The following is a 22,632-nucleotide window of genomic DNA, read 5'->3' on the forward strand; positions in this document are numbered from 1 at the left end:
TATGTCGAGTGCAAGCAAAATCCTGACACCACCTAGCCAAAGAGTATCGGTATTTGAGCCAAAACTATCTATCCCTATCTATACATTAATATTTTTTCTCTGTTCATTACTTCAAACAGGATATGCCGTTTATGTCCAAAACCAAGCCCTCCAGATCCCCCTTGTTCATTTCCTGAACAACCCTTCTCTTTATCCAAACGATCCATTTGGTGCCACTCTACCCTACTATTCCTCGACGCTCTGGTATGGAGTGGCATTGCTTCATCGCTTTATCCCACTAGAACCCTTACTGCTAACGTTATTTTTATTTGAAAGATTTTTAGTCATCTACGCAGCAGGACGACTCGCTCAAGCTTTTGCACCCCAATCTAAACTGGCGGTTGTTGGTGCAATGGCACTAATCGCATTAGCAATCAGTCCGATTATTGGTTCGGGCACTGTAGTTGAAGACTACTTTGAGCAAACAGGCTTTTCTATACCTTTTTTCTTATTAGGAATCGCTTCATTTTATAAAGAGCGACCCTTACCATGCGCTATTTGGCTAGCCATCGGATTTAATCTGAATAGTATGTATGGAGTTTACGCCTTAACATACTTGGGAGCAGTGTTTCTCCTTGACTCTACTTACCAGAGAGACTGGAAAAAATGGACGTTATTTTTCGGTTTGTTCCTCTTGTTAGCTTCGCCAGTTATATATCTTACTGCTGTTGCCTTTGGTCGAGAAGCCGTTGATAAACAATTGTGGCTGGCAGCGAGCAAATTTCGTTTTCCCCATCATCTTTATCCGCTAGCTTGGGGCAAAGAGAATTTCGCTCGTTTTAGTATTTTAATTGGATTGCTCATCTCTATCCTCTATCAGAATCGGCAGAGAGTTGGAAAGCTATTTAAATATAGTGCAATCTGGGCTGGAGTAAGCGGCCTTTGGGTATTGTATGCGTTTGTAGCTGCCTACATTGCCAAATCACCTTCAATGATAGTCATGCATCCTGGAAGAGCGACTGACTTGTGGTACTGCTTAGCGGGAATTGCACTGACTTCAGGGTGTGCCGTTCAACTAGAAGCAAGTAGAGGTAAAGCAAGGTGGCTTCTCGCTGCATTAGTCTTCGGCTCCAGCATTCTAATTTGGCATCAAGTTGTTGGAACCTACATCATTGCAGTTTGTTTGATGGCGTTTACTTTCCGACCCGTATGGTACTACATTCTTGGTCGGGGCAGTACTAACCGTGTAGCTTTGTTGCTAACACTGGTAGTTTTTCTGATGGGAGTTAAGAGCTTTCGATATCGGATATCACAAACTGGAAGTTTTGACGCAGCTTTGATTAGGCGACCTTCATCTTCTATAGAAGAAGTTGTTAACTGGGCAAGTGCTAATACTCCCTTAGATGCACAATTCTTAGTAGAGTTGGTTTCCGATCCAGGCTTGCCTGGTTGGGAAGAGTTTCGAGGTCTGGCAAAGCGCCCGGTTTTTGTAACGTGGAAAGATGGTTCAGGCATACTTTGGGATCGACCCTATGTACAAGCTTGGGCAGAACGCCTGAATGCCCTCGGTTTTGATGTTACTAAGGAAGAGTCCGAGAATTCTAAAAATAAGCTCAAAACTCTGTATGAAGAACTTCGAGATGAGGATATTAAACGGCTTCAATCCCGCTTTATCATTAACTATTGGATTGTTCCAGTGAATCACCCTTCTACGTTTCCTGTGGCTTTTCAAAATCTTTCTTACAAGGTACTGAAACTCCAATAACTCTTACTACTCAATTAGTAGGTTTTTCAGAGTAATGATGCGAAATTTGAAGTAAAAAGTTTCGTATGTAGGGAAGCAGGAGAATCGCTCTCTAAAGATGGCGACGATAAGTTGGCTTCATTTACGGCAATACTTAATTGCATGATGTCATTAAGGCTGTAATCTTGGGTGAGTCGTCGCTCATCCGCCTCAACAATGGATTGCAGCTTTGAACCCCAGCTTTAGCGTCTGGTTGTAAGATATCGTCAGATTGCGATCGCTATTGGCAACTGAGTCAGCAGTTCTAGATTCCAGGTAAACCCCCTTGAGCAAACTTTGGTTACTTGCAGATTACTCGGCACTTCCTTTCTCTAAAAGGGTTGTTGGCTGGTGAATGCCTGTGATACACTTAAAAGCCTGGGGCGATTAGCACAGTGGTAGCGCACTTCCTTCACACGGAAGGGGTCACTGGTTCAAATCCAGTATCGCCCACTTACATTCCGTACAGATTTTTTCCTAGCTAAATGTCACTACAACCATAAGTTGTCCAAAATGGTCACTTTATGCTTGTAATTTTCTCTGGTCAACTTATGCTTGTAGCTCGTTGAGCGTTCGCGCAGTAGTTTTAGAACTTGATTGAGTTACTTGTCATTTAAAGTTTGATTTTGCCGGAGCGGCAAAATCAAACTTTAAATGACAATCATCGATTCAAAAGGCGCAGTAAGTCTAGCATATCTGGTTGAAAAACCGTGGCGGAGGCTTGGAAAAGCGAGAGTATTTTAATATTCTCACAGCAGTGACACGAACATATTAAGTAGCCGTGCGTCTACAGATAGGTTGCAAAAGGGCGTACCTTAATAATTGACTTATCTGGTATTGGGGTAACTTCTCACCATGAAATACGGGCGTGAAACGCTGGCAGTTTGCCAGCGAATTTTGGTTGAATTATTACGACGGCGACGCAGCCTGATTTTTTGGTGTATTTTTCCAGTCTCTGTTTTGCTGATTAATGGGGTAATTCTGGCAGAAAATGCCAAGCTGTCTATGGCTGAGGCTTTTGAAACGGCTGCTCCCTCAACACTGGTGGGTGCTGCACTATTTTTTAGTTGCTTGGGTGGCAGTGTAGCAACCGTGGTGGCAGAGAGAGAACAGCAAACGCTCAAACGTCTTTTTATCTCACCGCTCAGCGGAACGTCTTATTTCTTAGGAATTTTTCTAGCTCACAGCTGCATTGGTGTCGGTCAAGCCATTTTAGTTTATACGATTGCTGCCTTTTGGAATGCTCGGTTTCAGGGTTCTATTGTGTTAGGAACCGCAATTATCTTTCTAAGTATTATTTCCTATGTTGGAGTCGGGTTTATTCTGGGTACGCAGTTTGCTCGTCGCACTGAGGATGTCAATGCTTTAGTGGCAGCATTTGGGGTGCCATTATTAATTTTAGGAGGGGCCTTTTTACCGACCTCGCTGTTTTCTAAGACGCTGCTAGAACTTGCTAAGTTTAATCCAATTTATCACATGAATGAAGCCTTAATAGGGGTTTCTGCGGACGGCAGTGGATTTGGAGAAATTGCATCTCATTTTTGGTTTTTATGTGTGTTTGCAATTTTGATGGTTGTAGGAGGATGGCTATCCTACCAGCGGATGCTGAGTGTTGAAAGAAGACTGTGATTGGTTGAAGATAGAAATGTAAATCTAGCTTTTTAATACGAAGGTAGGCAAACTTTTACGTAAAGGTCAGCACAGTTTAATTTTTTTTTGCGTACTTGGCGATTCTCTTGCCGTACCTCTGGGTTTACTAAATATTGTTCAACCTGTAATCAATTAGGGAATATTGTGCTACGAATTGAGAAGCTAAATAAATCTTACGGAACTCGACCTGTTTTACAGGATTTAACGCTGCATATTCCCCCTGGCGAAATTTACGGTTTACTGGGACCCAATGGAGCGGGAAAAACCACAACAATTAATATAATTTGTAATTTATTGCGGGCGGATAGTGGAGAAATTAAGATTAATAACCAACCTGTCTCAAACGCAACCAAAAATATGATAGGGGTTGCACCGCAAGAAAATTTACTTTATAAAACCCTAAGTTGTGAGGAAAATCTCCATTTCTTTGCTCGGATTTATGGCTTAACAAATCAGCAGCGGCGTCAACAGGTAGAAGCAAGTTTAGCGGCTGTCAATTTATTAGATAGAGCGAGAAGTCCGGTGGAAACGTTGAGTGGTGGAATGCAGCGGCGGTTAAATATTGCTGTTGCTTTGGTACATCAGCCTAAGCTGATCGTTCTAGATGAACCCACGACTGGGTTGGATATTGAAGCGCGTTATGAAATTTGGGAGTTAATTCGGCATCTGAAAAATCAGGGGATTACAATTCTGCTCACGACTCATTTGTTAGATGAAGCCGAACGCCTTTGTCAAAAAATCGGGATTCTTAAAGGCGGTAGTATTTTGGCGGAGGGAAGTTTAACAGAACTGCGGAAATTAGTGCCAGCAGTGGAAGTTGTGGTGGTGGAGACGCCGGAGGAGGAACAAGCGATCGCTCGCGCTAAAAAATATAATTTCACTTCTCGGCGCTATGGGAATGACTTAGCTTTTTGGCTACCAGAACATCTAGAACTGAAGGAAATTATCTCCTGTTTTGATGGAATCCCTCTCGATTCGATTGCTCGGCAACCTGTAAGGTTAGAGCATATTTATGTTGAGGTAACGCAGGGTTAAGAATTGCGCGATCGCAATATTTCTCCGTAGCAGACCAACCAAAAATAAAGTGCAATATTAATTTCGCTGAACAATTTTGGGACACCCTCTAGCAAGACGGGAACTGCACCGCCGCTTAACTTTAGCGAGTCTACAGCGATCGCGCTGAACAATAAACCGATACCACTCAGTAGCAGAATGTAGGGCGTTGATTGTATTTTCCGCCTAAAGGCTAATCCGTATCCCAAGGTCGCTATGGCATATACGACGATGGTTATTAATTTGGGAATTCCTGCTCTTAAAAGAATAATATGAATCCGAAAAATTTCATTAACGAGAAAACCTCCGGTTATGATTGCCGAATACAGGATAAATGAATTTCGGGTTTGTTGTGGTTGAATCGTTCTCAGCAATCCAAAACTAAAAGTGCAAACAATGGGCGGTACCGCACATAATAATTGAAAGGTATGGGTTAACAAACCCGTATTTGGATCGGCTGGGGCAAGCGGCGGCTCGAATAGTATTCCTGCTGGAGAACCCAAGAACTGAGTATAGACAATCAAAGCAATCACTGCTAAGAAAGATAAAGTATTGACCCAAAAAACAGCTCGATAACTTGCCATAATTTAACCAGAAACGCTATCTCTCAGTAGAGATACACGATTCGCGCCAGCAGTTACGAATTATGGCTGTCAGAATCAGCTAATAGTTCGCCACAAGCAGTTTTCTATTTTTAAATCCGCGAATTAAATAAGAAAAAGTTGCCGCGATCGCTACTGTTGTCTTGTCCCAATACATCGCTTTCACGGCTTACTCTCTAAAATTCTGATGCGATAATTTTTCTGCCGTCTGATTACCAATTCCACATGATAGGGCTATCGTCTAGAGGATCGGTGACAATCCGCCCAATTGCGTCAATTTCCTGTAATTCATCAACCGATAGTTGAATATCACCCGCTTTGGCGTTGTCCACAACTTGTTGGGTATTTCTCGCACCAGCGATCGCATTCGCTTGCGGTTGGGCAATTAACCACGCCAATGCTAGTTGAGCAAGGCTACACTGATGGCGTTCGGCAATCGGACGCAGTTTGTCTAAAGCTTGCTGGGCGCGTTTGTAGTTTTCCCTTTGAAAGAGCTTATTTTTCGCACGATTATCCGCTGGATCGAATTGATGATCGGAACCGAATTTTCCAGTTAACAATCCTTGAGCGAGGGGCGAATAAGCAAGAATTGAAATCTTGTTTTCAACGCAGTAAGGCATGGCATCCTTTTCCACCCAACGCCAAAATAGGGAATAAGGCGGTTGCAAACTATCAATGCGTCCATACTGAGCGGCTTCTTCCAATTGGACGCGGGAGAAATTAGAAACACCAATTGCCCGAATTTTACCTTGTTCCTTCAGATGGTTGAGGGCGCTCATGGTTTCTTCAATGGGGACTATTTCGCTCTTGAACACCCCAGAAGGCCAGTGAATTTGGTATAGGTCGATATAGTCGGTTTTCAGGTTTTTGAGAGAGCGATCGCATGCTTCAATGACTTGGTCGTACTTGAGATGATTGGCAAACACCTTAGTTGCATAAACCACTTGGTCGCGCACCTCTGAGAGCGCTTGGGCGACAATCTGCTCAGAGTGGCCCTCACCGTAGACTTCAGCGGTATCAACGGTGGTGATACCGGCATCAAATGCCCCTTGGATTGCTTTGATCGTGTCCGTGTCTTCAATTCCCACCCACATCTTCTTGCCAGCTTGCCATGTACCCATGACAATTGGAGAAATTTGAATGTCGGAAGTGCCTAACTGTCGTCTTTCCATGCGTAAATCCTGGTTTATTGGCTTCTGTCTTCATATTAGGAAACACTTGGGGGAAGGGGACGCGATCGCTTTGTTGATTTTCAACCTCAAATCAGCCTCAAAGTAACGGTGTTAACTGACCGATGGAGAGGGTGTCGCTAGCCTGGAATAAGAACTCTACGCGATACTTATGCAATCCACCACGACCACTACAACCACAACCCACGCCCTCAAAGAATGGGCAGTTGCGGTGAATGCCTTAGAACAAGGCAAAACGATTATGTTGCTACGCAAAGGCGGCATCCGCGAGGAAAACAACCGCTTCACCGTTGCCGAAACAGAAGTTTTGCTCTACCCAACTTATGAACATCAACAGCCCGATTTGCTGAAAGCCGAATATTCCAATCTAGTGCAACCCGTCGCCTCCGGTTGGCATCCAGAAACCATCCGAATCGGTGCGTGGGCTGAAATTACTGATATTTTGCCCGTGAGTGAAGAATCAGCAGTGAGAGGGCTGCTACCTTACCATATTTGGAACGAGCAATTTGTAAGCGATCGCCTCAAATGGAAGCCGCGTCAGCCGATTTATGTGCTGCTACTACGTACTTACAAACTCCCCGAAGCACAGATTATCGCTTACCGCCCGGAATATGGAGGTTGCAAGTCGTGGATCGATCTTGCAAGCGCGATCGCCATTGAGGACGCAAAACCTGTTTTAGATGATGCAGAATATGCCCAGCAAGTAACAACGATTCGACAAATTGCGAATTTAGGACTGATGCACTGAAAGCTTGCAAGTCCCGTTTTGCTCCCACTTTCTCCCTTAAAAAGGGAGAGAGGGGGATTTAGGGGAATCTCTACGTAAGTCCGATAATTGCTAATTGACGCCATGTGCGACTATTCTTAACCTTTCCCTAGCGCCCCAATGAATTGCCCAATGAATTGGGGGAGAAATACAAAAAGTTGCACACCGCATGAATAGGTACTTGGTATCCCATTACCCATCCCCACACTTCTCATTCCCAGACGTGGGGTGTGTCAGCGGTAACTCTAGAGTAAACGTTGTTTCATCAGAAGCACTCCTGACTCGAAGAATGCCGCCTAAATGTTGGGTGAGTTTCTGCACCAGCGCTAATCCTAAACCAGTTCCGCCTTGCTTCCAGCGATCGGTACGGGGAATACGATAGAACTTGTCAAAAATGCGGGGTAGCTCCTCTGGCGGAATCTCTACACCAAAATTGCTCACCTTAATTTGCATCATTGCCGAAGTGGCACGGGCTGTTACTTTAATGCGTTCTCCCGGTGGAGTATATTTGCACGCATTATTCAGCAATTCTGCCAAAATCCGCTCTAGACTGGCTAATTCTGAGACTAGGATAGGCAAATCAGAGGGAATATCCACCTGTAAGATTTGTTCGCGTTCCTGGATGCGAGAGCGAAATGACTCAACAATATTTGGCAACCACTCTGGTAAGTCAATTGCCGTGGCAAGAAAACTGGGATAAGACGCAGCGGCTAGCCGTTGCAAGTCTAGAAGGTCATTGATTAGCTCAGTTTCTCGATTGCACTCTGCTTGTAATATTTGTAGATAGCGCTGAGTGCGCTCGCCTGGTGGAGAAACTTTGAGCATTTGGATCGCCATTTTCATATTGGCGATAGGAGTCCGCAATTCGTGGGAAACAGTGCTGAGGAAGTCATCTTTGAGTTGATTGAGTTTCTCCAGTTCCTGGACTTGGGCAAGGGATGCTTGATAAAGTCGGGCTTGACGAATCGCGATCGCGCATTGAGTGGCTACCTGCTTGACTAGCCGGATCTCTAGTTTTTTGAAGATATAGTCTGGACGATGGAATAACCACAAATCTCCCAAAACCCCTTGATCGTCGAACATCGGACAAGCTAACATCGCCGCCTGACCGTGGATCGAGTTGGCAGCGAAGGAGCACAATTGAAAATGTTTCCCTTGCCGGAGGGGTTGGTAAATCTCTGGGAAAGCAGTCATTTGCAATATGCGACCCTTCGAGGAAGGCATTGAGGAGACATACTCGTAGCAAATGGTGGCAGTTTCTTGTTCCAGGTTGTAAAGCGAAGCATGGCAGCTGCTCATATTGAGAGATAATCCTAACTCTCGAACCGCTGCCTGTAAAATTTGGCTTTCGTCCAAACTATCGCGGACTTTGTCGGTGATGCGTTTCAGTACCGCATCAAAACCGAGTGCTTTTTGCAGTTGGGTGGTTCGTTGTTGCACTTGGCGTTCCAGATTGGAGTTCATCTGTTGCACCTGCTTAAAGAGTGCCGATTGCTCAATGGCGATCGCTAACTGATTTGCCAATGAAGTGAGCAAGTCAATTTCCAATTGCTGCCACTGTCGGGGTTCTGAACACTCATGGGCACATAGCACCCCCCACAGTACGGGCGCAGGGGAAGTAGTGCAAAACACCGCATTCACTCCCGTATTTTCCGCGACGGTGAAGATTTCGTCCCTGCCTCTTTGCAAAATCGGGACGATCAAACTCGCCCTGACTTGAATCTCAGCCAGGATGTCAAAATGATATCGATCTAAATCTGCGGTATAGATATCTTCTATCGCGATGATTTGCCCTTGTTGATGGCGCTGGACATAACCTTCTCCCAGCGGCTTTGAAATGGCGGTTCCCTGGAGAGACATCCAACCAGAACCAACCGATTCCATCATCACAACTCCACTCCAGTCTGGCTCGAAACGGCAAACGATTACCCGGTCGGCCTTGAGTAATTCTCGGACTTCAGTAACGGTCGTCTTGAGAATCTCGTCTAAGTCTAGAGATTGGCGTATGCGTTGAGCGATCGCTGCCACCAATCGCTGTCGTTCAGTCTGCTGCGTTAACGCAAATTGTGCAAGCTTCTGTTTGGTGATATCGAGGGTAGTGCCAATCATCCGTACCGCTGTGCCAGTTTCATTGCACAGCAACTGACTTTTTGTCATCATCCAACGAATGCTACCATCAGGCCAAACAATGCGAAATTCCTGTTCGTAGCCCTGATTTTCTTCCAAGGCACGAATCGCTGCTTGGTGTACAAATTTGCGATCTTCTAGATGAATGTATCTGAGAAAGGCGTCATAGGTTTTTTCAAAGCTACCCGGAGCTAGACCAAATAACTTTTCATTGTTGTCAGTCCAGGTCATTTGATTCGTGAGTATGTTCCAGTCCCAAATGCCCATTTGTGCAGCTTCTAGAGCTAGTCTCAATCGCTCCTCACTTTGTCGCAGTGCCTCTTCTGCTTGCTTGCGTTTCGTGATATCAAATCGAATTGCTAAATACTGGAAGGGTTTTCCTTGGTCGTTTATAAATGGCACAATGGTGGTATCGACCCAGTAACAAGTGCCATCTTTGGCTCTATTTTTAATTTCTCCCTGCCAAATTTTTCCCTCGGAAATAGTTGCCCAAAGATTTTTAAAAAACTCTTTTGAATGAAATCCAGAATTAATCAATCGATGAGTTTTTCCAATCAATTCTTCCCTAGAATATTTGGAGATTTGACAGAATTTATCATTGACATAATTAATCGTTCCTTTATCGTCAGTTGCCACTGCGATCGCTGCTTGATCTAAAGCAAACTTAATATCTGATAGTTCCTTCAGCGATTGTGCTAATGACGATTCAGCTTGCTTGCGTTCATTAATGTTTTCGATAAACGAAATAAAATACTTCGGCTCACCCGTTGCTTCTCGTACCAGCGATACAGTCAAATTAATCCAGACGTGAGAACCATCTTTGCGGATGTAGCGCTTCTCTATGGAATAGGTTTGAATCTCTGATGCCAACATTTGGCGGACGTTTTCCAGATCCGCACTCAAATCATCGGGGTGAGTAATATCCTGAAAAGTGCGCTGTCGCAGTTCCTCTGGCGTGTACCCCACGATATCGCAGAGTTTTTGATTAACCAGTAACCACTGTCCGTCGAGGCTGATGTGAGCGATGCCGACAGCAGCTTGGTTGAATGTCGCTTGGAATAACGAATCGCTTTCTCTATCTGCCTCTTGCGCTTGCCTACGGTTACTTATATCGGTAAATATGCCGATAAAACCCTGAAATTGACCGTTTTCGCTAAAGATTAGATGGGTTCTAGCAGCTACCCACAGCTCTCGATTGTTTTTGCAACGCCAACGCCACTCGTGCTGTTCTTGGCTTCCCTGCTGCAATCGTTGGTAATACGACTTTACTTCAGAAACGTCTTCCTCAAACAGGAAATCGAATGCAGAACGACTCAGAATTTCCTCAACCGGATAACCGAGCATTTCGGCAGTTCGTTGGTTAACGTAGGTTGTTTTTCCCTCAGTGTTGATTATCCAAATGCCTTCACCCGTAGTATCCAGAAGGCGGCGATACATCTGTTCGTTTTGGCGCAGCGTTGCCTCTGTTTGTTGGCACTCATTGATTTCACGATGCAATTGTTTGTTGGCTTGCGCCAGTTCCGCAGTCCGGTCTCTGACGCGCTTTTCTAACTCTTCATGAGCTTCGTGCAACGCCGCCTCTGTTTGCTGGCACTGGGTTAAAGCAGCTTGCAATGCTTCTTTCGCTTTGAGAAGCTTTGGAGTTTGTACTTTAAGCCGTCTTTCAAACTCTCTAGACATTCTGCGCTTTAATCTGCTCATCATCATTAGCCGCATTGCAAAGTACAGTGCTACGATTCGCTTCTTCTAGCTTCTTCAGCACGAATGCGATCGCTCACAAGTTTTCTGGACTGTAGAAGACCTTGAAGAAGCTACGCTCACCATTTTCCCGCTTCTTTCCGCTTCAAGATAGCTGATGCCGTATCTGCCGACCTAGGCTGTGCGATCGCGATCTTCTTTAGACCTGCTTCAGTCGGTAATTTCCTCCCATTCCATAGGCGGGGTTTTGTACCTAAACTCATTAGATACTGTAGAGCTTCAGTAGGGTTGCCCATTCTCGCTTTGGCAAGTTCTGCAATCATCTACGCGATTTTTTCATGAGTTCATATCAATGGTAACTCATCCGATTTGATGAGACTCAACTACGCTACCTAAATCATGTTTCCCCAAAAAAAGCGACTGGCAACACCCTTTAACCAAAAGTAATTATAACGATAGGTTAAAGGTATTAGGCGAGTGGCGTGGAGAGTGGGTCTCAATCGGTTCGGGATCAAAGCGATCGCTTTGATGTTGAGTTGAGAATGAATACGACTAAACAACTTATTCCCCAATTGCCGCTATATACAACTAAACTGAGTTGCCAATCCTTTACTAGCTATTTTGCATATTCTGTCAATAAAAAATGATAAGTTTTATGATCGCGATCTAGAAAGATTGATTGGGGCAAAAATTTTGTGAGTGCTTTAGAGGTATGTTATTCTAAACCATCAACAAATCCAAGTTTCCTTGGAGTAGCAGTTCATCCTAAGAGCTTTTCAGGAACTCATTAAGCCGATTGACCTTGAGCCGTCTTAGCAACTCTTGGTTAAGCTGTATAGACAGCTATTGTAAAGGAAAGCTTACTGCAAGCATTTACTCCAAGAAAATCTGCTCAAGGGTTCACCCCTTTGTTTTGAGAAAGGAGTTTTCTGATGCCTAAGCAAATGTCCTGGTTGCCGAAGTCTGCGACGGATGATGAGAAGATTTTGTATTTGCAAAACCAACCGAATGAACCCTGGCGACCTTACACAGCCTTTCCACAATACGCTGTACCCGACTACCGCGAACCAGGAATTTCTAAGGGGTGGGCAACTTACCAAAAGCTAATCCGGACAGGCTGGACGTTGGTTCCTAGTGCAAAGGCACAGGAATTTTCTTTTATAAATTCCGAGCAAAGCGATAAAAGCTAACCAGTAGACAAAGCAAATGCTACGTGTACAAATGTCTCCTAAAAATCAGCCTCTAGAGACTTTTTGCACGACAGGGTTGATTGATATCTAGGACGCTTTCTTAGCCCTCAATTGCTCAGGGATTTAGGGCTAAAAAAGAGTTGCAGATGGCGTTAATTTCTTAATTGCTTTAATTGTTTGCGGAGTAGAGCGATTTCGGTAGTGTTACCGCTTTCTTCCCCCATTTTGAATAACTGAAATTTCTTTTGAGCCAACTCAGCTGCGGTTTGGATGAAAGCGCGTTTTTGTTTGGGTGCTACGCGCAACCGCGCTAAGGTATTGGAACGCCTGTTACACAGTGCTTCGTAGTCAGCGGCTGAAATTACAGTTGGTACTTCGTCGCTAAGATAAGTTTTGAGCATTTCGCGATCGCGATCGGCGGCGACAAATCCTAAAACAACCATTAAGGCTGCCAGAAACCCGTAATTCCACAGAGCGATCGCTACGGTCGCACCACCGCTGGCTTTTGCTAAAATTAGTGCGCCATTGTGGATTAAATGGGCACTCATTGCCGCAATCAACCCGCCAGAGATTAGCAGTATTTTCGCAAGCAGGTTATGTCGATGCCGTGCCAAACCAAAACCTATTCCGGTGAGGGCTGTCCAAAAGCCGTGCATGAAGCCTAAGACGATGACACGCAGAAGCAGTAGCTGTCCCCATTCTTCCCACGTCTTTGTACCCAGCAAGTAGAGGATATTTTCTACATAGGCAAATCCGAAACCCGCCATCGCCCCGTAGACGATACCATCTACCCACCCATCAAATTCTCTGCGATACCACAGGTAAATAATTGCTACAGCAGCGCCTTTGAGGATTTCTTCGGTGACTGGCGCATTGACAGCAGTGGTGATGAATTGACCCCCAAGACTTTCCGCACCAAATATCAGTTGTATAGGTACGTTTAAAATTAATTGCAAAATGATGCCACCAATCACTGCTGGCAGCGCCCCCCACAAAAATGCTGCAATCAGGTATCGTGTCGGTTCTTTTTCAAACCGATCGATGCTAATCACGATGCGGATGTAAATAAATGTAGGAATCGCTATTAGAATGGCTGTGATTAAGAATCTATCCATAGAGAGAGCTTTAATTTATTCGTTTATAACTTATTCCTCAGTCACTTGTCTGGTGCTGTTACCCAAAAGTAATCCGCGATCGCTGGATCGGTTTTTGCGGGATCTTCTTCAGTAGGATTGAGTAGAATCGAGCGCTGGATTATTTGATTGCCCAAGCGTCGAGCAACACGGCTGGGAATTCCGTAGCCGTAGACAAGATGAGCTTGCCCAACTAGCACAACGACTTGATAATCTGGATGGGTTTTTAGAAACTGCGCGATCGCATCTGCCATTGTTTCATCCCACAGCACTTGAGCGATGAAAAATCGCTCAAAGTTAGCACTGGAACCATGCCCCGCTACTTGATGTTGTTGAAAAGCCTGTTGTACCATTTGGCGATATTCGGTATTATCGGTACGAATTTCAGCCTCTGCTGGAATATAGCGCCGTTCCGCTGGTTTTAGGCTTTCTAATCCTTGTCGGGCAACTTTGCGGGTGACTTCGCTCGGAGTATTTAAGGCTAAGACAGGCAGTTTCTTTTCCTTAGCGAAACCCAGAATTGGGGCATAATATTCCCAAGAAAAACCCCAGCGTTTTTCATATTCGCTTTGTTCGATTAACTGAGTTTCGGTTATCTTCCCCGCCAGATAGCGATCGAGTACGCCTTGATAGGGACGCTGGAACATTTCCATCGCGATCGCTACTTTCTGATTCCGCCGATAGAGTTCCTGAATAATCTCCAGTTGAGCTTGGTGATCTTCAGGGCTATCGTGGGTTTCCCCTAAATAAATGACGTTTACCTTTGCGAGTTGTTGGAAAACTTCGGGTGCAGTATAGCTTTGCTGCGTTTGAGGGCTGGAGATTGTTTGGGAATAAGCAGGCAAGGCACAGAGGAGGAAAATAAACAGCGACCAAGCGCAGAATTGGGTGAATGAGTATTTTTTCATAAAGATATTGTGGCAGGAGAGCGTCCTTATCAGCGTCACTGCTGTTTACTTATTTGCAGCTACATGAAAAACCCGTTCTCTTGGGGAAAACGGGTTTCTTGACGTTCAGTTGTTGCAACGATTGAGTTAAACCCCTTCAACTTCCGCCACCATCAACAGCGTCTTCAGTACAGAATCCGGGTTTAAACTGATCGAATCAATCCCCAACTCTACCAAGAATCGAGCAAATTCCGGGTAATCGCTGGGCGCTTGACCGCAGATACCGATTTTGCGATTAGTTTTCTTAGCGGCAGCGATCGCCATCTTCACCATCCGCTTCACTGCTTCGTTGCGTTCGTCAAAAATATGCGCCACTAACGCAGAATCCCGATCTAAACCTAACGTTAGCTGCGTTAAGTCGTTAGAACCGATGGAGAAACCATCAAAAACCTCGGCAAATTCTTCAGCCATGATGACGTTACTGGGCAACTCGCACATCACGTAAACTTGCAAACCGTTTTTGCCTTGTTCCAAGCCATGCTTCGCCATCTCTGCTAACACCTTGCGCCCTTCTTCGGGAGTGCGACAGAAAGGAATCATCGGGATAACATTGGTTAAACCCATTTCATCTCTTACCCGCTTCAAGGCTTGACACTCTAAGGCGAAAGCATCGCGATAGTTTTCATCGTAGTAACGAGACGCCCCTCGCCAGCTAAGCATCGGGTTTTCTTCTTTGGGTTCAAATTGCCTGCCGCCCAAAAGATTGGCGTATTCATTACTCTTGAAATCGCTCATCCGCACGACCACCGGATTAGGATAAAAAGCGGCGGCAATCCTTGCGGCTCCTTGAGCTAACTTATCCACAAAATATTGAGGTTTGTGTTCATAAGCTACCGTCATTTCCGCGATTTTTTCTTTAGCTTCTACATCCTCTAATTTGTCGTAATAAATCAAAGCTAAAGGATGGGCTTTGATATGATTAGCAATGATGAACTCCAGTCTAGCTAATCCTACGCCATCATTAGGAATTGCTGAGAGACTAAATGCCTCTTCAGGATTTCCTACATTCATCATAATTTTAGTGCGAGTGCGGGGTAGGTTCTCCAGCGGAATTTCTTGAACTTCGTAGGGCAATAATCCCGAATAAACCCGTCCTTCTTCTCCTTCAGAACAAGAAACCGTAATTTCTTGACCTGTTTTTAAAATTTCCGTGCCATTTCCGCAGCCCACAATGGCTGGAATTCCCATTTCTCTGGCAATAATCGCCGCGTGACAGGTACGCCCTCCTTTATTTGTAATAATCGCGCTAGCTTTTTTCATAATTGGTTCCCAATCGGGGTCAGTTTTATCAGTGACTAAAACTTCCCCGGCTTGGAACAACTCAATTTTGTTCGCATCGAGAATTACCCTGGCTTTGCCCTGACCGATCGCTTCTCCAACGCTACGCCCTGTTAGTAAAGGCACCTGTTGTGCCCCTACCAGATGATAGCTACGCAGGACTGTTTTACTCTTTTGAGATTGCACCGTTTCCGGACGAGCTTGGACGATGAAAAGCTCATTAGTAACGCCATCTTTTGCCCACTCAATATCCATCGGCATATCTTTACCGTGGACATCGCTGTAATGATTTTCAATCAAGCAAGCCCACTCAGCGAGTTGCAAAATTTCGTCATCGTTGAGGGCGAATTTCCGTTGATCGCTTAAGGGCACTCGCTCATTCTTAGTGATTTTACAGCCCCCCTGATCGCACACTAATTTGAATTCTTTGCTGCCCAGCCGTTTGTCAATAATTGGGCGAAATCCATCTTTTAAGGTGGGCTTGAAAACCAGATATTCATCAGGGTTGACTGCCCCTTGAACGACATTTTCCCCTAACCCGTAGGCGGCTGTAATTAAGGCAGCATTTTTAAAGCCGGTTTCGGTATCAATCGAGAACATGACACCTGAGGAGGCTAAATCCGAACGCACCATTTTTTGCACGCCGACGGAAAGCGCCACATCAAAATGGTCGAAGTTTTTGATGTGGCGGTAAGAAATTGCACGGTCGGTAAATAGGGAGGCAAAGCATCGATGACAAGCTGCCAAAACTCCTGGAGCGGTTTGAACGTTTAGGAAGGTTTCTTGTTGACCGGCAAAACTAGCATCGGGCAAATCTTCAGCGGTGGCAGAGGAGCGAACAGCTACATCCATGTCAGCGCCATAAAGCTTGCACATCTGTTGGTAAGCTGCGGTAATTGCTGTCCGTAGTTCCTCAGGGAAAGGCGTATGCATTAACAATGCTCGTGCTTTTTTCCCCCGTTCTCGCAGGTTGTCGAGGTCTTCAACATCCAAGTCAGCAAAGAGCGATCGCAGCTTGTCTTCTAATCCCGCTGACTGAATGAAATAGCGGTAGGCATACGCCGTTGTCGCAAACCCGTTGGGAACATTGACTCCCTGGCGGGTTAGCTGCTGAATCATTTCTCCTAAGGAAGCATTTTTCCCGCCTACCAACGGGACATCGATAATCCCAACTTCATCGAACCAGAGAATTAGCGATCGCTCTTTGGATAAGTGCAATGACCTTTCTGCCGCTGCTGTAACCATAGCTTTTTCTCCTTTTGTAGCTTTAGTCTAGCGATGGCGCGGCTAAGAATGGGTAAATTAGATCACTTCTTCATTAATTTTGTAATTTCTTTGGGATCACTGCGAAATCAGCCGGTTTTGGTTATAATTTCCAGAGATTAAAGCTGCCAATTGGCAAAGATGGGAACTTTAAGTTTCCAGAATAAAGCTCAAAGAATTCAGGGTAAATACTTAGGGATCGAGGATAAAGGTAAATAGAGCTTGTATACTTCACGCTTTTCCTTTCAGGTCTTTTGCCCTTTTATTAACCTATTCTCCATTTCTAGCTAAGTCCTTTTAGGCTGGGAATTGCTCTCTTGATTCCTTACGAAGGTAAAAAGCAAGACGATAAAAGGCTCTATATCTTCTTGCATGCACAAGGAAATAGTAGACCCAATGAAAAAGTTCCCCCATCTCTGTGAAGTTTAGGGGGCAAGGGAGAAGCTATTGTAGAGCAATAAAAAAGGGTCGGAAATCAGCTTGTGATAGGAAATTAGGAAGTCCCCAGTTCCCTATCACCCAAGTACCACGTTTCTAATCTCCAGGCACTGGTATCAAACTTTATATCCGAACCGCCTTACTTTCCATTAGACGATTGCTTGATTGAACAGCGATCGAACCATTCCTGGTATGTTGCCTGATGTTCTGCATCTTCGAGAATGATTTCTACTCGGACTTTAGCGCACCCATGACGACGCTGATGAGCGATCGCATCTAAAATTCGACTGGCTGTTCTCGGTGAATCAAATTCACCTGTGACTGTCAGCTGAGAGTCACTTGTAGATTTAGCGTTGAAATTAGCTGCTTCAATCAGCTCAAGATTAGGAATTTCTCCTTGTCCTAAATCAATTTCTGCAAGTTGTTTGTGTTCCGGGCTGACTTGTTCAACAATTAAAATCTCTCGGCGGACTGGCACTTCTACCATGCGCGTTTCGATTTCTTTGCGAACAATCACTTCGCCGACTTTATGTTTGTTGTTGTCAACGATTAGTCGCTCTTCTAGCAACCGAAAGATTTCTTCCTCGACAACTTCTGCCTCTGTACTAAAATTATTATAAGCATCTGCTGGCATACTATCTCGCTCCAGTTCTTCTGGGTGATTATTTAATTCATCAGCCGTTGGTATGGCAGAGGCAGTCGAGGCATCTGTTACTCCCCATGCAGTTGTACTTGAGGTAGGTGCAGTTTCTAAAAGCTCCCCACCCGTCGTTTGTTCGGATGGTACATATTCAGGCAAATACTGGGTTTCCTCTTTACTAAGAGCCACAAAAAGCGTTTTTCTCGACGAGTCAACTTGCTGAATATGCTTGCTTTTGATGAGAAATAGAGGAGAGTTTTGATACAAACCCTCTTGAGATATAACTAAGTTTAGCTGACGCTCTGAATCAAGATTTACATCTTTCACTTTTCCTAACAGCAAGTTGTTCCGATCCTGGACTGCAAAATCCCTGAGTTTACTTTGCAATTTATTTAGCAAGACATTGATCCGCATATCATTGCGCCTTGCTCCTTGCCCTTGTCCCAACGTTTGATCGTTCATTTCAAAACTTCCTAAATGATCTTGAATTAAAAATCAGTTTCTTCCCTTCCATTTATGAACGGGTGTTTATCAAAAATAAAAAGTAAGTCCTTGTCCCCGAGGGAATTTTAGATTTCGGAGATTCGGGATTGGGCATGGGGAAAGGGAATCTCCGTCGGGAACACCTGCGTTTTGCCAGCACAGCAGTAAATCTTCGGTTGAAGTGAGCGACTCAGCATTTTCCCACCGAACAGACAAAATGCTGAGACGATTACAAATCAACTTACAAAATACAAAGATGATATGACTCCTTCTCCATCAGTCTTTCAAAATTTGCAGCCCTTTTTCTAAAATCAAAGGTAAGCTAGCAAAAATTGAATAATAAACACCCATTATCCTTAAACGTTTTCAGTAGGTGAGATTAATTACTTTTAGGATGTGCTAGCTTTCTCGATCGCCCATACAGATATTGGGTTTTATCGTGTTTTCTCAAGCTATGAACATCTTCAATTGAATCTCATTCACCCACTTATTGAAAATTAGTTCGTTGTATAATTTGCATCCATCCAACAACGAGGTAGGCTTTCTCCAGAAGGGAAAATCAATTCTTTCTTCTCAAAAGAAGCTTTCTCTTGTTCTTCCTGCCCTGCTTGATCTTTTCCGGAAACAGCATCCTGATTAGGATTGAACAACTCCTCAACATTAAGGATTTCTATCAAATCGCCGGTTTGTTTGTTTTTGAGAAACATGAAGACTTTCTAAATAGGTTATCAAGTGCGAGGTAGTGGCCTTGAAAATGCAAAGCTACTTCTAAAGGCGCAGGCAGAGCGAATAAATTGCCCTGCCCGCACGGTTTTTATTCGCTCAAATCAACTGATTTAACCGCTCGTTGGAGGGCTTATTAGATCCGATCGGAAGGTAAGTTAGTAGGACGGTTGATTGTAGCTTGACCATCTGTATTCACATCTAACTCTTCACGACGAATCGTTTCTTCTGCGTTAACCGTTTCGTGGTCTACTACTTTCTTAACTCGGACTTCTTCCCGCACAAAAGCTTCTTTGTGGATGTCAGGAGTTTCTTCGTAGATTTCCATGCGGGCAACTTCCCCTTCGTGGAAATCAGCTTGACCAGGAGCAACAGGTGTTCCCGCATCTGCTGGAGTGACTCGTTCAATCACCACTCGCTCTTTTTCAACTGGCACTGAAACTCGTGCAGTTTCAGTTTCAATATGCTTACCAACTGCTACTTCCCCGGTTTTAACGCGAGTTTTGTTAGCAATCAGTCGCTCTTGATACAGTCTGAGAGTTTGATGATCGCGATCGTTGAGTCCGTACAAAGCTGGCTCTTGCTGATAGTTGTAGGTATCGCGATTGTAAGTGTCGTAGCTAGGCGTACCTGCTGCGTAAGAGGTATCAACAGGTGTTGCAGTGGTAGAGGTAGCAGAAACTCCTGTAGAAGGAGCGCGATAAACGCCTCTTACCCGTTCTTCGTAATCGTAATCAGTGGCTGTCGCTTCATTAAATTCTGGTAAAGCTTCTGCTTGCTCTCTGGTCATCCCAATGGCATAAACCCGATCGGTGTCGTAATCAATTCGAGAACGACCAATTGGCAGTAGAACTTTTTTGCCAAAAATCCAAAATCCTAGGTCAACAACTAAATACCGGAAGTGACCTTCCTCGTCAACCAGAATTTCGCTAACCGTTCCAATTTTATCGTCGGTGCTACTTTCTGAATAGACCCCCATTCCATGAAGGTCATCTCCTTCAAAAGTCTCGCTGTAGTTTGGATCAAATTCTGTGAGTTTTAAAAGAGGCATGATTCGATTCTCTCAAAAGTATTCTATATTCGCCATCTTATAAATTTCTTTGTTGGTCTTCATCTCCCTAGCGACTGAATTAACTCACCTTAAGTAAGTTATACAAACATTCAATCGAAGGGTTGAAAATTTAAACTTGGGTGATTGAGAATGTAGCTTAGTGATTGAGCTTGAGTTTTTAAGCAGTAACTGATAGCAAGAAATATTAAGAAATTTTAATTAAGAGAAAGCTAAGAATAGCAAATAGGTATTTCTAAAGGGGGAAAGTTCTTGAAGTTTTAAACAGAAAATATTTAATACTATCTAATAAGTTCAAAAAATAATCTGCCTAACGGTAGAAAATGAGGATGTATAATCAGTCGTGGTTCAAGCAGGTGCAAAAGCACCGTGCGATCGCAGTCATTCGCGCACCGCAGATGGAGCTGGGTCGCCAAATGGCTCATGCGGTTGCGTCTGGGGGAATGCAGTTGATTGAAATTACCTGGAATAGCGACAACCCAGCAGAATTGATTGCTGATTTGCGTGCAGAATTACCCGCGTGTACGATTGGCACGGGTACTGTATTAAATCGGGCACAGCTTAAAGACGCGATCGCTGCCGGTGCCCAATTCGTCTTTACTCCCCACGTTGACCCAATCTTGATTCAGACAGCAACGGATAGCGGCGTGCCGATGGTTCCGGGGGCGCTGTCTCCAACGGAAATTGTCACGGCGTGGCAAGCAGGTGCCAGTTGTGTCAAAGTCTTCCCCGTCCAAGCGGTAGGCGGTGCTAGCTACATCAAAAGTCTGCAAGGGCCATTAGGACATATTCCCTTAATTCCGACTGGGGGGGTGACGGTAGAAAATGCTAAAGCCTTTCTAGCGGCTGGAGCGATCGCGGTCGGGCTTTCTGGCAGTTTATTTCCCCAAAACTGGGAAGCCATTGCGTCGTCCTCTGGATGCGATGCGATCGCAAAACGCGCTCAAACTCTGATGCAATTGGTGAATGACTCCACCAGCTGAGTTACGATTGAGCTAATAAAAGACCGACATGAGTTGCTCCTAGCAGCTACTCAGAGCTTTTTGCTGAATTCTCCTAACCGATCCACCGAGTGAGATGATTTGCCATGAAAAGCATCATTTCTGCTACTTTGCTGCGTCGCCCAGTTGCATTATTTGCTGGGGCGATGGTGGCGCTTACGGCTTTGGATGCTGCGATCGCACCTGCGATTGCTCAAACAAAGCAGCCAATTGTGGCTGCAAAAATGCAGGAGTTGCAACAATCTGAGCAACGCTGGATTCAGATTGACCTGTCCAAGCAACGACTGGTTGCCTGGGAAGGTGGAAAACCCGTCTATGCAGTGGTTGTTTCCACCGGCAAACGTTCAACTCCGACTCGCACGGGCACGTTTGCGATTAAGTCGAAACATCGGTCTGCCAGGATGCGCGGAGCTGATTATGATGTTCCGAATGTTCCTTACACGATGTATTACCACGGTGGTTATGCCATCCACGGTGCTTATTGGCATCGCCGCTTTGGGACTCCCGTTAGCCACGGTTGCATCAATGTAGCGGTTAATCATTCTAAATGGCTATTTAACTGGGCTGCGGTGGGGACGCCCGTCGTTGTCCATAAATAAATAAGAAGCAAAGGAAATAAAAATAAATAGTTTCTTTGGCTCTAGAACCCCCTTTTATGGAAAAATCTGGAATGGGTTCCCAAAATCTATCTAAAGATAGTTTTAGGTAAATATCAGATAGGGAAACCTAACCTTAGCTACTTTCCTAAACCCGAAAGTGAGGTGTGTCATTAAAAGCCAAATTTGCTTTGCTTGGTTACGTCGTTCTGGAACCTTCTGGGCGAGTATCGCCCTGATCTTTGCGACTGTGTTTTCTTGGTCAACGCCCGCTCTATCAGCATCAAAGTCAGTCAGGGCAAGGGAGACAGCCGAACAGCCATCGACGAGAAGATCCGTGCGATCGCGCAGAGCCTTGAGGAAGCGCATCCGAGTTCGGAGAACAGCCTCCAGCAACAGAGTTCGCCGTAGCAGAATCGCTAGCAACCGTGTTCGCCGTAGAAGAATCGCCAGTAACAGGGTTCGCCGCAGCAGAATCGCCAGCAACAGGGTTCGTCGCACCAGAGTCGCCAGTAAAAGTCTTCGCGCTCGGCGATCGCAACGGCGCTGGATTGAAGTAAACCTTTCAAAGCAACGGTTAATTGCCTGGGAAGGTGGAAGACGGGTTTATTCTGTCCGAATTTCCAGTGGTAAGCGCTCTACCCCCACTCGCGTCGGGACTTTCAGAATTCAATCAAAGCACCGCACGGCTCGGATGCGAGGCAGGGACTACAACGTTCCCAATGTGCCCTACACGATGTACTACTCCGGCGGCTATGCCATTCATGGAGCATACTGGCATAACCGCTTTGGTACCCCAGTCAGCCACGGCTGTGTCAATTTGCCAGTCGCTCAAGCTCGCAAGTTGTACAGCTTCGCCTCACATGGCACAAAGGTGGTTGTACGTCGGTAAGGGGTAACGGCTAATATCAAATGCGTCATCAAAGAACCCCACCCCCCGCCCCTCCCCGCAAGCAGGGAGGGGAGCCGGAGCCGGAGTGGGAGCGGGAGCCAAGGCGATCGCTCTCTCAATGGTGGGGTTCT

General features: G+C 45.1%; 18 protein-coding genes and 1 tRNA gene. 9 read left to right on the forward strand and 10 right to left on the reverse strand.

Annotated elements, in window-relative coordinates; all coding sequences use genetic code 11:
- Position 1 precedes the first annotated feature (1 nt).
- The 4 genes from H6H02_RS10470 (at position 2) to H6H02_RS10485 (ending at position 4,447) form a co-directional block, all read left to right on the forward strand.
- Positions 2 to 1,744 (forward strand): DUF6798 domain-containing protein, encoded by a 1,743-nt coding sequence (locus tag H6H02_RS10470; RefSeq protein WP_190817290.1) that lies wholly within the window; start codon positions 2 to 4, stop codon positions 1,742 to 1,744.
- A 399-nt stretch (positions 1,745 to 2,143) separates the two neighbouring features.
- Positions 2,144 to 2,215, forward strand: a tRNA-Val gene (locus tag H6H02_RS10475).
- Between the two features lie 402 nt (positions 2,216 to 2,617).
- The gene (locus H6H02_RS10480; RefSeq protein ID WP_190817292.1) at positions 2,618 to 3,391 is read left to right on the forward strand and encodes an ABC transporter permease; all 774 of its coding nucleotides are present in this window, start codon (positions 2,618 to 2,620) and stop codon (positions 3,389 to 3,391) included.
- Positions 3,392 to 3,556: 165 nt separating this feature from the next.
- Positions 3,557 to 4,447 carry an ATP-binding cassette domain-containing protein gene (locus H6H02_RS10485; protein ID WP_190817294.1) on the forward strand — a complete coding sequence of 297 codons (891 nt, stop codon included), beginning with the start codon at positions 3,557 to 3,559 and terminating at the stop codon, positions 4,445 to 4,447.
- Here the strand turns inward: H6H02_RS10485 and H6H02_RS10490 are convergent.
- Positions 4,444 to 5,049: a hypothetical protein gene (locus H6H02_RS10490; protein WP_190817296.1), complete on the reverse strand. Its 606-nt coding sequence runs from the start codon at positions 5,047 to 5,049 to the stop codon at positions 4,444 to 4,446. The two genes, H6H02_RS10485 and H6H02_RS10490, sit on opposite strands and share 4 nt — an antisense overlap.
- A gap of 230 nt (positions 5,050 to 5,279) precedes the next feature.
- Entirely contained in the window at positions 5,280 to 6,239 is a 960-nt protein-coding gene (locus H6H02_RS10495) for an aldo/keto reductase (RefSeq protein ID WP_190817299.1), read from the reverse strand.
- Between the two features lie 169 nt (positions 6,240 to 6,408).
- Between H6H02_RS10495 and H6H02_RS10500 the strand changes: the two genes are divergently transcribed.
- Positions 6,409 to 7,005 carry a DUF1802 family protein gene (locus H6H02_RS10500; protein ID WP_190817301.1) on the forward strand — a complete coding sequence of 199 codons (597 nt, stop codon included), beginning with the start codon at positions 6,409 to 6,411 and terminating at the stop codon, positions 7,003 to 7,005.
- A gap of 210 nt (positions 7,006 to 7,215) precedes the next feature.
- Here H6H02_RS10500 and H6H02_RS10505 read toward each other — a convergent pair whose 3' ends face one another.
- Entirely contained in the window at positions 7,216 to 10,830 is a 3,615-nt protein-coding gene (locus tag H6H02_RS10505; protein WP_190817303.1) for a PAS domain S-box protein, read from the reverse strand.
- 137 nt (positions 10,831 to 10,967) lie between these two features.
- Positions 10,968 to 11,171, reverse strand: a complete 204-nt coding sequence (locus tag H6H02_RS10510; protein ID WP_190817306.1) for a hypothetical protein — start codon at positions 11,169 to 11,171, stop codon at positions 10,968 to 10,970.
- 609 nt (positions 11,172 to 11,780) lie between these two features.
- On the opposite strand from H6H02_RS10510, the gene H6H02_RS10515 reads away from it, so the two are divergent.
- Positions 11,781 to 12,038 carry a hypothetical protein gene (locus H6H02_RS10515; protein ID WP_190817308.1) on the forward strand — a complete coding sequence of 86 codons (258 nt, stop codon included), beginning with the start codon at positions 11,781 to 11,783 and terminating at the stop codon, positions 12,036 to 12,038.
- A gap of 152 nt (positions 12,039 to 12,190) precedes the next feature.
- Here H6H02_RS10515 and H6H02_RS10520 read toward each other — a convergent pair whose 3' ends face one another.
- The 6 genes from H6H02_RS10520 to H6H02_RS10545 form a co-directional block, all read right to left on the reverse strand.
- Positions 12,191 to 13,153: a PrsW family intramembrane metalloprotease gene (locus H6H02_RS10520; RefSeq protein ID WP_190817310.1), complete on the reverse strand. Its 963-nt coding sequence runs from the start codon at positions 13,151 to 13,153 to the stop codon at positions 12,191 to 12,193.
- A 41-nt stretch (positions 13,154 to 13,194) separates the two neighbouring features.
- A complete protein-coding gene (locus H6H02_RS10525) occupies positions 13,195 to 14,079 on the reverse strand; it encodes a ChaN family lipoprotein (RefSeq protein ID WP_190817312.1) in 885 nt (294 codons plus the stop codon).
- Positions 14,080 to 14,205: 126 nt separating this feature from the next.
- On the reverse strand, positions 14,206 to 16,641 hold the full coding sequence (gene ppsA, locus H6H02_RS10530) for a phosphoenolpyruvate synthase (RefSeq protein WP_190817314.1): 2,436 nt from the start codon (positions 16,639 to 16,641) through the stop codon (positions 14,206 to 14,208).
- Positions 16,642 to 17,236: 595 nt separating this feature from the next.
- Entirely contained in the window at positions 17,237 to 18,199 is a 963-nt protein-coding gene (locus H6H02_RS27105; protein WP_190817316.1) for a DUF2382 domain-containing protein, read from the reverse strand.
- A 518-nt stretch (positions 18,200 to 18,717) separates the two neighbouring features.
- Positions 18,718 to 18,927 (reverse strand): acetyltransferase, encoded by a 210-nt coding sequence (locus H6H02_RS10540; protein ID WP_190817318.1) that lies wholly within the window; start codon positions 18,925 to 18,927, stop codon positions 18,718 to 18,720.
- 152 nt (positions 18,928 to 19,079) lie between these two features.
- On the reverse strand, positions 19,080 to 19,994 hold the full coding sequence (locus tag H6H02_RS10545) for a DUF2382 domain-containing protein (RefSeq protein WP_190817320.1): 915 nt from the start codon (positions 19,992 to 19,994) through the stop codon (positions 19,080 to 19,082).
- A 347-nt stretch (positions 19,995 to 20,341) separates the two neighbouring features.
- Here H6H02_RS10545 and H6H02_RS10550 point away from each other — a divergent pair, with 347 nt between their 5' ends.
- The 3 genes from H6H02_RS10550 (at position 20,342) to H6H02_RS10560 (ending at position 22,501) form a co-directional block, all read left to right on the forward strand.
- Positions 20,342 to 20,995 carry a bifunctional 4-hydroxy-2-oxoglutarate aldolase/2-dehydro-3-deoxy-phosphogluconate aldolase gene (locus H6H02_RS10550; RefSeq protein WP_190817322.1) on the forward strand — a complete coding sequence of 218 codons (654 nt, stop codon included), beginning with the start codon at positions 20,342 to 20,344 and terminating at the stop codon, positions 20,993 to 20,995.
- A gap of 104 nt (positions 20,996 to 21,099) precedes the next feature.
- Positions 21,100 to 21,612: a L,D-transpeptidase gene (locus H6H02_RS10555; RefSeq protein ID WP_190817324.1), complete on the forward strand. Its 513-nt coding sequence runs from the start codon at positions 21,100 to 21,102 to the stop codon at positions 21,610 to 21,612.
- Positions 21,613 to 22,054: 442 nt separating this feature from the next.
- Entirely contained in the window at positions 22,055 to 22,501 is a 447-nt protein-coding gene (locus H6H02_RS10560) for a L,D-transpeptidase (RefSeq protein ID WP_347342601.1), read from the forward strand.
- Positions 22,502 to 22,632: the final 131 nt, after the last annotated feature.

The organism is Coleofasciculus sp. FACHB-1120 (assembly GCF_014698845.1).
In the GTDB taxonomy this organism is placed as follows: domain Bacteria; phylum Cyanobacteriota; class Cyanobacteriia; order Cyanobacteriales; family FACHB-T130; genus FACHB-T130.